Below are 13,237 nucleotides of genomic sequence, written 5' to 3'. Positions count from 1 at the left end.
AGCACTAAATACGCTGGGCAGCAGACAGCGCAAATCCTTACGGAGGTTGATTCTTTTCTGACATCCAAATTCACCTCTCTTGAGGATGGAGTTGCGCTCCGACGTTTACTTAATAAGAAGTCATTTGTCAATTCATCTTCAGGGGCTGGCAGCATGGTTCATCACAGAACAAAGCCAGAAGTTTCAAACCCTCTGCATTCGGGGTCATCAACAACCTATCAAAAAGTAATAGATAATTATGATAAGTTGGTGGAAGGTCTCTATGATTACCAGATAAAAAAACTGGCACGCAGGCTTACAAACAAAGGTGTTATTTCCAGTGGTGAGTTTTTTATTGTCTGTAGTAAACCAGCCGGTTCATCAAGGGCCAGGTCGCTCCTTGATATGGTAACCATGCCGAGTAATCCCAGGCTGTCACCGGACACAGCAGCTTCCAGGTTTGAACAAGCGCTAAGACTTGTGAATCCTGAGCTAGCCGGAAATATTTTCAATCATCAAGGATGAGCCCCATCTTCGATCAGGGGCTCCGGGTTCTAACGATTAAAACTGCTCTTCTTCCGTAGAACCGGTTAACGCGGTTACCGATGACTGCCCACCCTGGATAATCGTTGTCATATCATCAAAATAACCAGTACCAACCTCCTGTTGGTGGGCAACAAAGGTATAACCTTTTTCAGCAGCACCAAACTCTGGCTCCTGAACCATTTCTACGTAATGCTTCATCCCTTCACCCTGAGCGTAGTTATGAGCCAGTTCAAACATGTTGTACCACATGTTGTGAATGCCAGCGAGGGTAATGAACTGATACTTGTAACCCATATCGCTCAGTTCTTGCTGGAATTTGGCAATGGTTTTATCGTCCAGGTTTTTCTTCCAGTTAAAGGATGGTGAGCAGTTATAAGCCAGCAGTTGATCCGGGTACTCTGCTTTGATCGCTTCAGCAAACTTGCGGGCTTCATCCAGGTCTGGAGTTGCGGTTTCACACCACAGCAGATCGGCGTATGGTGCATAGGCAAGACCACGGGCAATAGCCTGATCAATACCAGCCCTGGTCCGGAAGAAACCTTCAGGCGTTCTTTCGCCCGTCAGGAATGCGGCATCGTAAGGATCGCAGTCGGAAGTGATCAGATCAGCGGCGTTGGCATCGGTACGGGCCAGAACGATGGTTGGTACATCAGCAACGTCAGCGGCCAGTCGAGCAGCAATCAGCTTCTGTATGGCTTCCCGGGTTGGCACCAGTACCTTGCCCCCCATGTGGCCACACTTTTTAACGGAAGCCAGCTGGTCTTCAAAGTGTACACCTGCAGCCCCGGCCTCAATCATGCCCTTCATCAGCTCATAGGCGTTCAGTACACCACCAAAGCCTGCCTCAGCGTCCGCAACAATCGGGGCAAACATGTCAACATAGCCTTTATCGCCGGGCTGCTTGTCGGCATTCCACTGAATCTGGTCGGCACGATGGAAGCTGTTGTTGATGCGTTTGACCAATGTCGGGACGGAGTCAACCGGGTAAAGCGATTGGTCAGGGTACATGGCACTGGCCGAATTATTATCTGCAGCGACCTGCCAGCCGGAAAGATAGATCGCTTCAATGCCTGCTTTAACCTGTTGGACTGCCTGGCCGCCAGTGAGGGCACCAAGACAGTTTACATAACCTTTTTTTGACTGGTTGCCATACACCAGATCCCAGAGTTTCTCGGCCCCCTGTCTGGCAATGGTGTTTTCGATGTTGACAGAACCTCTCAGACGGACAACGTCTTCCGCACTGTAGGTTCTTTTTACATTTTTCCAGCGCGGGTTCTCCGCCCAGTCCTTTTCAATGCGGGCAATTTCTTCAGAGCGATTGTAACGCGGCTTGTTAGAAAAGTAGCGAGCCATCTTATTTTTCCTCCCCCGGAAAGCGAGGCGTTGTTATGCGACCGTGTAACTGTTCAGCACCCCCACATAAATCTGGAATTTTCTGATTTTTATACCATCCTCTTAAGCACCATTTTTCCACAATATTCGCCAGCATGATTCCAGAACTACCCGCAACTATGTCGGCTGAGATTCTCTTGAAAGAGAATGCAGAGCTGCGGATGAGAGTTGCCTGTCTGGAAGAGCGATGTCGAGAATTGGAAGAAAAGGTTGGCAAGAACAGTCAAAACAGCAGCAAGCCGCCATCGTCTGATGGTTATCAAAAACCTTGTAAAAACAGTAATTCTCCAGATCATTCTGACGACCTTTCCGCAGATAAAGGTACCGATCCATCGGATGAAAAACCCAATCCTAAAAGTCTGAGACAGTCTTCTGGTAATAAAGCCGGTGGAAAGAAAGGGCATCAGGGCACTTGTCTTAAACAGGTCGATATCCCTGACTATATTGAGTACCTTCCAGTTAAAGAATGCAATAAATGTCAGGCGTCTCTTCTTGATAGTGAGCCGGTCAAATATATTGAACGACAGGTGTTTGAACCAGGGAGACCGGGTGAATTTGAAGTAACGGCCCATAGAGCTGAAGTAAAAATCTGCACTTGTGGTTGTCGGAATCAGGCTGAATTCCCGGAAGGTGTTACCGCTGCCGCACAATATGGCTCAGCCACACAGGCTATGGCCGTCTATCTTAACCAATACCATTTCCTGCCTTTTAAGCGCGTGTCAGAGTATTTTAATACTCTCTATAAAATGAGTGTAAGTGCAGGCACTGTCGCCAATTTTGTGGCCAGAACCTATGAAAATCTGGCTTCTACTGAAGAGGTTATTCGTGACGCCTTGCGGGAATCGTCTGTTGCCGGAGCCGATGAAACGGGTATGCGGGCCGAGGGCTCTTTGCACTGGCTACACGTTATGCGGGATGAACAATGGACGCTCTACTACTTGTCTGAAAAGCGAGGTCGTGAGGCCATGGACACGATGGGCATACTGCTAACATTTGCAGGCGTTCTGGTTCATGATCATTGGAAATCCTATTTTGCATATGCGGCAACTCACGTACTTTGCAATGCCCATCACCTGAGGGAGCTTTTGGGTGTTGTTGATAGGGACAGCAATCAACTGGCGTTGCGATTGATGAAGCTACTGAGGCTTTCCTGGCATTACTGCAAGGGCTTTAAGACCATAGGTATGCTACAGATGCCAAGTGTTGTCTGTGAACGAATCGAGAAGATTTATGACCGGTTGCTTCAGCGGGCTCTAATGAAAGAAGTCGTCTATATGGAGAAGCAACGAGAGGAGCTTAAGCGCAAGAAAGTCAAGAATACTAAAGCTTACAATCTCTTCAAACGACTCACTGAGTTCAAGGCTGAGACACTGCGCTTCATGTCAGATTTTACCATTCCCTTCGATAACAATGGCAGTGAGCGGGATGTTCGAATGGCCAAGTTAAAGCAGAAAATCTCAGGCTGCTTCAGGAGTGCAGACGGTGGTTCTATGTTTGCACGGATTCGCAGCTATTTGTCGTCTGCCAGAAAACAGGGAATGGACATATATCAATCACTTCATAGAGCTGTTCGGAATTACTGTAATATGCCTTTGCTCAGTGCTGAATAGTTACGCGACCGTTTAAATTCAAACAAATGTTTGATTTACGCCGACCATCCTAAACACCTGAGAAAGATTCTGGTAATTTATAAGCGTTATCTTGGGTATTTATAAAATGAATATTGCGCGCGTTGATCTGAATTTGATGGTTTACCTGGATGTTCTGCTCAGGGAGCGGAACGTAACCCGTGCCGCTGAACAGTTGGGCATTACCCAGCCCGCTATGAGCAACGGGCTGCGCAGACTGCGGGAGTTGTTTAATGACCCTCTGTTAATCCGGACCAGCGAAGGGATGACCCCAACAGAACGTGCACTTGAACTACAGCCACTGATTCGTGATGCATTACTGGCCATGGAGAAAACGATTCAGCCAAAAGAAAAGTGGCTCTTGTAGGATTTCAGACTGCTACTGGGTTGAACATTGCTGAAGCCCTTTATCTACAAAGGTTGTCAGCATATTGTCCGGTAATGTTGCCCAATCCTTGTTTTTCGTGACCTACAGTCAGTTTTCACTGTAGAGCAGTTCGCAATCAAAATAGAGCCAGAAAAGTTTGATCCTGAGCTCAGTCAGCGGGTATTCAGGATCATGGCTTCTGATTATGCGGAGTCAACCCTGATTCCCCTGGTGTTGAAACAGGTTCGCTCATTGGCACATCATGTGACACTGGATGTTTTAACGCCCAGTGATGTGAGTTTTCACGACGTAGAACAAGGCTGGGTCGATATGGCCATTAACCGTTTTGACAGTCTGCCCCAGTCGTTTTATCAATCCCGGATCTGGCAGGATGACTTTTCCTGTGTGGTCAGTAGAGAAAACCCGATACTGAATAACTTTACTCTGGACACCTATCTTCAAGCCCGGCATATCTGGGCCAGCAAAACCGGAATGGGTGTTGGTGTCGGAGTTAATCCTGAAGATGTTCAGCGACTGGGCTGGGTAGATGAAGCACTGGCTGCTGTTGGCAAAAAACGTAAAATCAGTGTTTTTACCCGCCATTATCAGGTGGCAATGCTGTTATCTGCCCAGAATGATCTGATCGCTACACTTCCCAGTCGGCTTGCGGATATTGAACGCTTTAGTAGAAAGCTCGCCGTTGTCAGTCCCCCGTTTGAAATTCCATCATTTGATCTATCCATGGCCTGGAGTCCTTTGCTGCATCATGATTCTGCGCATCAGTGGTTGAGACAGATAATTAAATCAGTGGCTGAAATGTGAGGCGACTAAAGTCATTGCGAGTGTTAACTGGAAATATCTCCTGGCCTCATTAACATGGAGGGTGGAATTGTTGTGCTTGAGAGAGACTATAGAGCGCCTGTGAGAGTTCTGCCTGCCGATTCGTTGACTTTTCCTTGTACATGGTTGCAGCATACTATACACGTCAGTTGCATAATAATGATAATCAGGAAGTGAGGTTAAAATGACTGAACGCATCCAGAAAGGCGGCCTGCAGGTAGCGCGGGTACTCCACGATTTACTGGTGAATGACATTGCTCCGGGAACCGGGGTTGATCCGGATAAGTTCTGGCGGTCACTTGAAGCGCTGGTTAATGACCTTGCCCCTGAAAACAAAGCACTTCTGGCCCGTCGGGATGAGCTTCAGCAGAAGATTGATGCATGGCACCGGCAAAACTGTTATACCGAAGAAAATATGTCTGAGTACAGGTCATTCCTTGAGGAAGCAGGTTATCTGCTGCCTGAGGGGGATGACTTTTCCATCTCCACCACCCATGTTGACAGTGAAATAGCTCGTCAGGCAGGACCCCAGCTGGTGGTTCCCGTTATGAATGCCCGTTTTGCCTTGAATGCTGCCAATGCACGCTGGGGTAGCCTTTATGATGCGTTGTATGGAACGGATGCTATTCCCGAAACTGAGGGTGCTGAAAAGGGGAAAGGGTATAACCCGATTCGTGGCAGGAAAGTGATTGAGTTTGGTCGTGAATTGCTGGATACAGCGGCTCCACTGGCTTCTGGTAGCCATAAAGAAGCCGCTTGCTATCGGGTGCTGGAAAACAGTCTGGCCATTTCGCTTGAGGATGGTTCCACAACATCCCTGAAAGAACCGGAAAAGTTTCTCGGCTATACCGGAATACCTGAAAATCCAGGCTCAATACTGTTGAAAAACAATGAATTGCATATTGATATTCGATTTAATTCTGAAGGTGTAATCGGAAGAGATGATGCTGCGGATATTCAGGATCTCATCGTTGAGGCTGCCATTACCACCATTATGGACTGCGAAGATTCAGTGGCGGCAGTTGATGCAGAAGACAAGGCCCTGGTATATCGCAACTGGCTTGGGCTGATGAAAGGCAACCTGGAGGATACGTTTGTTAAAGGTGACAAACCGGTGACCCGAAAGCTGAGTTCTGACCGGTATTACACGGCACCAGACGGTGGTGAACTGGTCTTACCCGGCAGAAGCCTGATGTTTGTACGAAATGTTGGCCACCTGATGACCAATGATGCCATTCTCGATGCCCGGGGTAATGAAATTCCGGAGGGCATTATGGATGGTATGTTCACCTCCCTGATTGCTATCCATGACCTGAAGAAAAAGGCAGGTAGCCAGCAGAACTCCCGGGAAGGCAGCATTTATATCGTCAAGCCAAAGATGCATGGGCCTGAAGAAGTCGCTTTTACCTGCAAGCTGTTTTCCCGTATCGAAGCGGCTCTTGATCTGCCTGCCAATACTTTAAAGGTCGGTATTATGGATGAAGAGCGCAGAACCTCCGTCAATTTGAAAGCCTGCATCCGCGAGGCCAGAGAGCGTATTGTCTTTATCAATACCGGTTTCCTGGACCGTACCGGGGACGAGATACACACCAGTATGGAAGCCGGCCCTGTTATTCCCAAAGGGGAGATGAAACAGTCCACCTGGATTCAGGCCTACGAAGATCATAATGTTGATATTGGTCTCCATACTGGCCTGCCTGGCAAAGCCCAGATTGGTAAAGGTATGTGGGCGATGCCGGATGAGATGGCAAAAATGATGGAGCAGAAAATAGCTCATCCCCTCTCAGGAGCCAACACCGCCTGGGTACCTTCTCCCAATGGCGCAACGCTTCACGCCGTTCATTATCACAGGGTTAATGTTCTGGCTCGTCAGGAAGCACTGGCCAGTCGTCAAAAAGCCAGTGTTGATGACATTCTGCAAATTCCGGTAATGAATGATCCTGGTAAATTGTCCGCAGAGTTGATCCAGAAAGAGCTGGATAATAACGCCCAGGGGATTCTTGGTTATGTGGTGCGCTGGATCGATCAGGGCGTTGGCTGTTCCAAAGTTCCGGATATCAACGACACTGGTTTAATGGAAGATCGTGCCACACTGCGAATTTCCAGCCAGCATATTGCCAACTGGCTTCGTCATGGTATCTGTTCAGAAGCGCAGGTAATGGAAACCATGAAGCGTATGGCGGTGATTGTAGACCGGCAAAATGCCACTGACACAGCTTACCAGCCCATGGCGCCAGACTTTGACAAGAGTATTGCCTTTGCTGCGGCCTGTGACCTGGTATTCAAGGGTTGTGAGCAGCCTAACGGTTACACCGAGCCTGTACTTCATAAACGCCGGAAAGAGTATAAAGCCGCCAATCCAGCTTAAAGACTGCCCGTGAATTCAAAAAACACACTCTCAATCAATTGGTTACGACGTTAATTGAGAGTGTATCCTCAATTTGACCAACGCTTCTCCCTATACTAATTTTCTCCAAGATTATCTTCTAAACCTCTTTGTTGAATGTTCCTATCTGATAAAGAGATAACCCTTTAACCGTTTTTCTGGTCTTGAGAATGGATATCGTATCCTCTCATTCAGTGCGAAACTGGATAATCACTGTTGCTGTTCTGTTGATTTTGCTGATCGCTGGCTATTTCTATATCGAATATCAGAAAAAATACCCGAACACCAATGATGCCTATGTTCATGGAAATATTATTTATATAGCGCCACAGGTTGGTGGTCGGGTTAGTATTGTCAATGTAGATAACTACGAGTATGTGCATGCGGGTGAGATGCTGATTCAGATTGATCCGGCGTCCTATGAGGCACAGCTCAATAAGGCAAAAGCTGCTTATCAGGTAGCGACAGAGGAAAACGAGGCTGACAGTGAGGGTATATTGGCAGCCAGCAGTAATATTTCCACTGCCGCAGCAAAACTGCGAAAAGTGCAATTAAACTTCAGACGTACCATGACACTGGTTGCTGAGGGTGTTCTCCCTGAGGAAGAGGCTGACACCGCCAGGGCCGCACTGATTACCGCACAGGATGCCCTGGCCAGTGCAAGGGCGTTTATGGCACAGCTGGTTGCTGAGCAGGGGGCTGAGGGTGAAGAGGCGCCAGCCGTTCAGGAAGCCGCCGCTACGTTAATGTTGGCCACCCTTAACCTGTCCTATACCAATATTTCCGCCCCTGCAGATGGAGAGCTGGGTAAAGTCAATATCCATCCGGGCAGTGTCGTAAATGAAGGGCAGGCCCTGATGCCATTGGTAGTTGCGGAAAGTTACTGGGTTCAGGCTAATTTCAAGGAGGATGATCTTGGCAGAATTCAGCCAGGCATGTCGGCCAGTGTTGAGCTGGATATGTATCCGGATAGCACGTTTACCGGCACCGTTGAGTCAATTTCACCGGCCAGTGGTTCTGCTTTTTCTCTACTCCCTCCCGAAAATGCCACCGGTAATTGGGTGAAAATTACTCAGCGCTTTCCGGTTAATATACGTTTGAAAGATGCTGATAATCAGCGGGGCAAAGAGCCACTTAGAGTAGGAGCCAGTGCCACGGTAACGGTGGATACCGTAGTCACTGCTAATGAGCCCTCCCATGAAAAATAGTGTTAGCCGGCAGGCGGTCACCATCACTATTATCATTTCCTCGCTGATGGTCATTATTGATACGACGGTAGCGAATGTTGCACTACCTGACATGATGGGATCCCTGGGAGCGACCTCAAATCAGATTACCTGGGTATTGACCAGTTTCACCATGGCGGAAGCCATCTGCATTCCTCTGGCGGGTTTTCTGACTCTGCGCTTTGGTGAGCGTCAATTACTGCTGTATTCCATTGGTGGGTTTGTGGTGATGTCTGCATTTTGTGGTCAGGCTGATTCACTGATGGAGATGGTGTTCTTCAGGATATTTCAGGGAATATTCGGTGCTTCTGTTATTCCGATGAGCCAGTCAATTCTTATGCAGGTCTATCCCAGGGAAGAGCGTGGACGTGCCATGGCTTTATTCTCCATTGGGGTTATGGTAGGGCCGGTTCTTGGTCCGGTGATTGGTGGAATTCTTACAGAACATCTGAACTGGCGCTGGGTTTTTTATATTAATCTGCCAGTTGGCATTGTCTGTCTATTTCTTATATTCAAAAACATACTGATCAGTAACCGTGGCAAAACTTCCATCGACTGGCTGCTGATTTTCAACATGGCCCTGGGTATTGGCCTTTTGCAAATGGTGCTTTCCCAGGGTAACGAAAAAACTGGTTCAGTTCGAATTTCATCCTGTTTTCTACCATTGCCAGTGTGCTTTTTATTATTGCCTTTGTTTTCCGCTCTTTTCACACCAAGGGAGAGATTGCACCGTTATGGATGCTAAGGGACCGGAACCTGGGGATTTCATGCCTGATCGTCAGCTGTTTTGCTGTTGGTACCTTTGGCGTACTACAGCTGCAACCCATGCTGCTTCAGGAGCTCCTGAATTATCCGGTGGAAACTTCCGGCTTTATTATGGCCCCCAGAGGTATTGCATCAGCAGTGGTTCTGATTATGGCTGCTCCTTTAATGGATAAGCTGGATAACCGGATTATGATATTTGTCGGTCTTGTGCTTAACGCCATTGGCGTCTGGCAAATGAGCCGATACTCCCTGGAAATTGATCCGTTCTGGATTATCCTGCCTTCTTTGATTCAGGGGGCCGGGCTGGGCCTGGTTTTTGCGCCATTGTCAAAGATGGCATTCTCGACACTCAGGCCAGAACTTATTCCCGGTGGTACCGCAATGTTTAACCTTTGCCGAACCATAGGTTCTTCAATTGGTATCGCCGTCATCAATACCTACTTCAGTTATGTGAAGCAGTTGGAGTGGCAGAGTCTGGGAGGAGCTTTGTCATTGGATAACAAGCTGTTACAAGATTATGCTGCGGTAAAGAGTGAAGCAATAACAAATACCAAATTTCTCGAACAGATTGCTGCCCTGCTCAAGCAGCAATCGACGATGCTGGCGTTTGTCTATTGCTTTATGCTTATGGTCTTTATCTATCTGACACTAATGCTGCTGCTGCCACTTCTCCGGGAAAAAACCAAAAGCAGTACATCATAAACCGGTTAAATGGCCAGGGCCTGTTCTACCGCATTACCAACATAGGTGGCTGGTGTCAGCGCTTTCAGGTCGGTCTTCACCTTGGCAGGAAGTTCCAGACCGTCAATGAATGTTGCCAGAGTCACTTTGGTAATGCCTTCCTGACCACGGGTCAGTGCCTTGAGCTTTTCGTATGGCTGTTCGATACCATAGCGGCGCATGACGGTCTGAATTGGCTCTGCCAGTACTTCCCATGCATTATCAAGGTCATGCTCAAGACGGGCAGGGGAAGCTTCCAGCTTGCCAATGCCCTTCAGAGTTGCGGCATAGGCAATCAGACTCTGCCCCAGGCCAACGCCCATATTGCGCAGTACCGTAGAGTCTGTCAGGTCCCGTTGCCAGCGGGAAACCGGCAGTTTGGTGGCAAGGTGCTGCATAATAGCATTGGCGATGCCCAGGTTGCCTTCCGAGTTTTCAAAATCAATCGGGTTGACTTTGTGGGGCATGGTTGAAGAGCCTACCTCACTGGCAACCGTCTTCTGCTTGAAATACCCCAGAGAGATATAGCCCCAGACATCCCGGTCAAAGTCGATCAGAATAGTGTTGAAGCGGCAGATGGCATCATAAAGCTCGGCAATGTAGTCGTGAGGTTCGATTTGGGTTGTGTAGGGGTTCCATGCCAGGCCCAGGCTGGTGACAAACTGTTCGGCATGTTCAGCCCAGTTCACTTCCGGGTAGGCCGACAGATGGGCATTGTAGTTACCGACAGCACCATTGATTTTCCCCATGGGGACAACGCTTTCAATCTGTGCCAGCTGACGTTTCAGTCGGTAAGCCACATTAGCCATCTCTTTACCAAGAGTGGTAGGAGAGGCGGTCTGGCCATGGGTTCTGGATAGCATGGGCTGGTCGGCATGAGTCCTGGCCAGCTGTTCAATGGCCGAGATGATGTTACGCATCTCAGGCAATACGACCTCTTCCATGCCAGTTTTCAGCATCAGGCCATGGGAGAGGTTATTAATATCTTCCGATGTGCAGGCAAAATGGACAAACTCACTGATTGTCGAGAGCTCATCATTCCCCTGAAAGCGCTCCTTGATCAGGTATTCCACCGCTTTAACATCGTGGTTGGTGGTGCGTTCAATCTCTTTCACCCGCTCAGCTTCTGCCATGGAGAAACCACTGACCAAACTATCCAGCAGCTGGCTGGCTTGTTCAGAAAGTGCCGGAACCTCGGAAATAGCAGAGTGGTTAGCCAGGGATTGCAGCCAGCGAACCTCCACCGCAACCCGAAAGCGGATCAGTCCATATTCACTGAAAATGGTTCTGAGGGATTGGGTCTTATCACCATAACGGCCATCAATGGGAGAGACGGCGGTCAGTGCATTCAGCTCCATGTTTTATGCCTTAAGCTCGGAGGAAAAGGGCGAATGATAACGGATACCTCAGTCAGATTCTAATCATTGGCCGGTTGGCCTGAATCAGAATGCGGACCAGGGGTAAAATCACAGGCGACTTTCCAATTCAGTGGATGAGTCAGGCACCGGGAAGTGCCCTTTGAAATTCAGCTTTACAGTCGCTTGAGGCCATCAAGTAACTTGTTTCGGCTGATGAACAGGTGCCAGCGACTGCCACCACACTGGCGCCAGAGAGTGGCAGAACGGATACCGGCCAATAAGATAGCCCTGATCCGGTTAGCGTTCACCGGGTTCTGCAGGTAGCGCATATCGCCAGCCACCTGTATTCGGGTTTTAAAGGTGCTGATGGTATCCAGGTAGATGCTGGCCAGACTGGCAATCACATTTTCGTGAAGCATGCCAAAATGTTCTACCTGTTCTTTGGTTCTATTGAGTCGCTCACCAATAGTGCTCAACATCTTTGGGTTACGACTCAGCTTTTTCTCGATATGAATCAGAGCCAGCGCATAGCGGATAACATCACCCTGAATGGCAGAGCTGTCCCTGCTTAACACGGACTCCAGGGTTTTTCGCCCCATGGCCAAACCATCGAAACCACCGTAAACCTGTGAAACATCATCCGGTGAGGTTACAAAAATACTGTGGATGGATGGGGTCAGAGCCTCTTCACTCAATTGCCCGGTCCTGGCCAGTTTGTCTACCAGCACTGCGGCTTGGAACAAGCCAGATAATGCAGCCGCCTGATCCTTTGTAGAATATCGCACCAATCTTCTTCTCTGGGGTTTCCGTTGTCGTTGAAAAGGTTTCCAGTTTCATCAAGGTTAAGCTGATGCTTGAGCCCGTGTTTCAATAACACCGCCGCCAAGGCACACATTCTCACCGTAAAGGTCATCATAAAAGACCACCGACTGGCCCGGAGTCACTGCTCTTTGCGGTTGATCAAAGATAACCCGGTAATCACCGTTGGCTTCCAGGGTAAGCGTACAGCCTTGATCCTGCTGGCGATAACGCACTTTTGCCTTAAGCTGGCAGGGCATCTGTGGCGCTTTTCCTGAAACCCAGTCAATGTGAGAGCAGGTCAGACTCTCTGAGAAGAGCAGGGGATGATCCTTACCCTGACCGGCGATCAGCACATTTCTTTCAAGGTCTTTTTCCAGGACATACCAGGGGGCTTCATCGGCATTTTTCAGTCCGCCGATCCCCAGTCCCTGCCTCTGGCCAATGGTGTGGTACATCAAGCCTGAGTGTTCACCAATCACTTTGCCATCTTCCGTTTCAATAGCACCAGGCTGTGCCGGCAGGTACTGCTGCAAAAAGTCCTTGAAGCGGCGTTCGCCAATGAAACAGATGCCCGTGCTGTCTTTTTTGTTGTGGGTAATCAGACCGTGTTCTTCGGCAATGCGTCGAACTTCAGTTTTCTCCAGATCACCGACCGGGAAGAGCGTACGGGCAATCTGTTCTTCGCTTACCGCATGGAGGAAGTAGGTTTGATCCTTACTATTATCAATCCCTTTCACCAGATAGCTATGGCCATCACGGTTCACGCGACGGCAGTAATGTCCCATTGCTATGTAATCGCTGCCGAGGGTTAGTGCGTAATCGAGAAAAGCTTTAAACTTGATCTCTTTATTACACAGAATGTCAGGATTCGGAGTTCTGCCGTTTTTGTATTCATTGAGAAAATGTTCGAAAACATTATCCCAGTATTCAGCGGCAAAATTGGCTTTATGTAGATGAATGCCAAGTTTATCACAGACTGCCTGGGCATCGGCCAGATCGGTCATTGCCGTGCAGTATTCAGACCCGTCATCTTCCTCCCAGTTCTTCATAAAAAGTCCTTCCACCTGGTAGCCCTGCTGTTGCAGAAGCAAAGCGGATACGGACGAGTCAACACCGCCGGACATGCCAACAATCACTTTGGTTTGGGAAGGATGCTTTATCACTGGGGTATACTGCCACCTGTCAAAAAATAGCGGGTCATTTTACCGTTCCCGGTAAATAAGCGCCAT

The 13,237-nt window shown here is 48.6% G+C and carries 12 protein-coding genes and 1 pseudogene; 8 read left to right on the top strand and 5 right to left on the bottom strand.

Annotated elements, in window-relative coordinates:
- Positions 1-153: 153 nt before the first annotated feature.
- Entirely contained in the window at positions 154-504 is a 351-nt protein-coding gene (locus tag MJO57_RS16560) for a hypothetical protein (protein WP_252017353.1), read from the top strand.
- 36 nt (positions 505-540) lie between these two features.
- Here the strand turns inward: MJO57_RS16560 and aceA are convergent, their stop codons facing one another.
- Both aceA and MJO57_RS32805 read right to left on the bottom strand, forming a co-directional pair.
- Positions 541-1,878 (bottom strand): isocitrate lyase, encoded by a 1,338-nt coding sequence (gene aceA / locus MJO57_RS16555; RefSeq protein ID WP_252017352.1) that lies wholly within the window; start codon positions 1,876-1,878, stop codon positions 541-543.
- A 1-nt stretch (position 1,879) separates the two neighbouring features.
- The gene (locus MJO57_RS32805; protein ID WP_256491608.1) at positions 1,880-2,014 is read right to left on the bottom strand and encodes a hypothetical protein; all 135 of its coding nucleotides are present in this window, start codon (positions 2,012-2,014) and stop codon (positions 1,880-1,882) included.
- On the opposite strand from MJO57_RS32805, the gene MJO57_RS16550 reads away from it, so the two are divergent.
- The 7 genes and pseudogenes from MJO57_RS16550 (at position 2,013) to MJO57_RS16520 (ending at position 9,831) form a co-directional block, all read left to right on the top strand.
- On the top strand, positions 2,013-3,527 hold the full coding sequence (locus tag MJO57_RS16550) for an IS66 family transposase (RefSeq protein ID WP_252017330.1): 1,515 nt from the start codon (positions 2,013-2,015) through the stop codon (positions 3,525-3,527). The two genes, MJO57_RS32805 and MJO57_RS16550, sit on opposite strands and share 2 nt — an antisense overlap.
- A gap of 106 nt (positions 3,528-3,633) precedes the next feature.
- Positions 3,634-3,894, top strand: a pseudogene (locus tag MJO57_RS16545) (LysR family transcriptional regulator); the annotation flags it as partial.
- A gap of 210 nt (positions 3,895-4,104) precedes the next feature.
- On the top strand, positions 4,105-4,734 hold the full coding sequence (locus MJO57_RS16540; RefSeq protein ID WP_252017351.1) for a LysR substrate-binding domain-containing protein: 630 nt from the start codon (positions 4,105-4,107) through the stop codon (positions 4,732-4,734).
- A 202-nt stretch (positions 4,735-4,936) separates the two neighbouring features.
- Positions 4,937-7,120, top strand: a complete 2,184-nt coding sequence (locus MJO57_RS16535) for a malate synthase G (protein ID WP_252017350.1) — start codon at positions 4,937-4,939, stop codon at positions 7,118-7,120.
- A gap of 188 nt (positions 7,121-7,308) precedes the next feature.
- Positions 7,309-8,346: an HlyD family secretion protein gene (locus MJO57_RS16530; RefSeq protein WP_252017349.1), complete on the top strand. Its 1,038-nt coding sequence runs from the start codon at positions 7,309-7,311 to the stop codon at positions 8,344-8,346.
- Entirely contained in the window at positions 8,336-9,109 is a 774-nt protein-coding gene (locus tag MJO57_RS16525) for an MFS transporter (RefSeq protein WP_252017348.1), read from the top strand. Before MJO57_RS16530 ends, MJO57_RS16525 begins: the two co-directional genes overlap by 11 nt.
- Entirely contained in the window at positions 9,103-9,831 is a 729-nt protein-coding gene (locus tag MJO57_RS16520) for an MFS transporter (protein WP_371924885.1), read from the top strand. The genes MJO57_RS16525 and MJO57_RS16520 overlap by 7 nt, the downstream gene beginning before the upstream one ends.
- A gap of 5 nt (positions 9,832-9,836) precedes the next feature.
- Here MJO57_RS16520 and purB read toward each other — a convergent pair whose 3' ends face one another.
- The 3 genes from purB to mnmA all read right to left on the bottom strand — a co-directional run bounded on the left by purB (position 9,837) and on the right by mnmA (position 13,168).
- Entirely contained in the window at positions 9,837-11,207 is a 1,371-nt protein-coding gene (gene purB / locus MJO57_RS16515; RefSeq protein ID WP_252017346.1) for an adenylosuccinate lyase, read from the bottom strand.
- Positions 11,208-11,380: 173 nt separating this feature from the next.
- Complete coding sequence (gene hflD, locus MJO57_RS16510; protein WP_256491599.1) at positions 11,381-11,992, bottom strand: high frequency lysogenization protein HflD; 612 nt, start codon at positions 11,990-11,992, stop codon at positions 11,381-11,383.
- Between the two features lie 57 nt (positions 11,993-12,049).
- Entirely contained in the window at positions 12,050-13,168 is a 1,119-nt protein-coding gene (gene mnmA / locus MJO57_RS16505; protein WP_371924884.1) for a tRNA 2-thiouridine(34) synthase MnmA, read from the bottom strand.
- Positions 13,169-13,237 lie beyond the last annotated feature (69 nt).

Origin of the sequence: Endozoicomonas sp. SCSIO W0465, assembly GCF_023716865.1 — a bacterium.
In the GTDB taxonomy this organism is placed as follows: domain Bacteria; phylum Pseudomonadota; class Gammaproteobacteria; order Pseudomonadales; family Endozoicomonadaceae; genus Endozoicomonas.
Note: the sequence above shows the minus strand (reverse complement) of the source record. Positions and strands in the feature narration are given on the sequence as shown.

What these genes read in the sequence shown, in the direction of transcription:
- MJO57_RS16525 (WP_252017348.1), top strand. Translation starts at nt 8,336, where the DNA reads ATGAAAAATAGTGTTAGCCGGCAGGCGGTCACCATCACTATTATCATT.
- MJO57_RS16535 (WP_252017350.1), top strand. Translation starts at nt 4,937, where the DNA reads ATGACTGAACGCATCCAGAAAGGCGGCCTGCAGGTAGCGCGGGTACTC.
- MJO57_RS16550 (WP_252017330.1), top strand. Translation starts at nt 2,013, where the DNA reads ATGATTCCAGAACTACCCGCAACTATGTCGGCTGAGATTCTCTTGAAA.
- MJO57_RS16560 (WP_252017353.1), top strand. Translation starts at nt 154, where the DNA reads ATGGTTCATCACAGAACAAAGCCAGAAGTTTCAAACCCTCTGCATTCG.
- MJO57_RS16530 (WP_252017349.1), top strand. Translation starts at nt 7,309, where the DNA reads ATGGATATCGTATCCTCTCATTCAGTGCGAAACTGGATAATCACTGTT.
- MJO57_RS16520 (WP_371924885.1), top strand. Translation starts at nt 9,103, where the DNA reads ATGCTAAGGGACCGGAACCTGGGGATTTCATGCCTGATCGTCAGCTGT.
- aceA (WP_252017352.1), bottom strand. Translation starts at nt 1,878, where the DNA reads ATGGCTCGCTACTTTTCTAACAAGCCGCGTTACAATCGCTCTGAAGAA.
- MJO57_RS32805 (WP_256491608.1), bottom strand. Translation starts at nt 2,014, where the DNA reads ATGCTGGCGAATATTGTGGAAAAATGGTGCTTAAGAGGATGGTATAAA.
- MJO57_RS16540 (WP_252017351.1), top strand. Translation starts at nt 4,105, where the DNA reads ATGGCTTCTGATTATGCGGAGTCAACCCTGATTCCCCTGGTGTTGAAA.
- purB (WP_252017346.1), bottom strand. Translation starts at nt 11,207, where the DNA reads ATGGAGCTGAATGCACTGACCGCCGTCTCTCCCATTGATGGCCGTTAT.